Below are 249 nucleotides of genomic sequence, written 5' to 3'. Positions count from 1 at the left end.
CGAGGCTCGCCGGCGAAGTTCTCGCGGAACCGTTCGGCGCTGGCAGCCTCATGAAGGTAGTCGATCTCTTCCAGACTGGTCTCGGCGAACTCCTCCACGAGCGCCGGGGCGTCGACGCGGTCGGCGACCAGGCGCACACGGGTCAGCCACCGCGCGACGCGTCGAAGCGCCGCCAGGTCGACCGCGACGATCTCATCGATGCCCGGACGCTGCACCTTCACCACGACGCCGTCGAGGCCGGTGTCGGCG

Annotated in this window: 1 protein-coding gene; it reads right to left on the bottom strand. The window is 70.3% G+C overall.

Translation table 11 applies throughout. The annotated features are described in order from the left end of the window. Window positions 1–249, bottom strand: a 249-nt coding sequence (locus ACZ2IA_RS23185; RefSeq protein ID WP_470294932.1) for an AarF/UbiB family protein, incomplete at both ends; no start/stop codon positions are given.

Source organism: Crenobacter sp. CS_VA4 (assembly GCF_055597485.1).
Note: the sequence above shows the minus strand (reverse complement) of the source record. Positions and strands in the feature narration are given on the sequence as shown.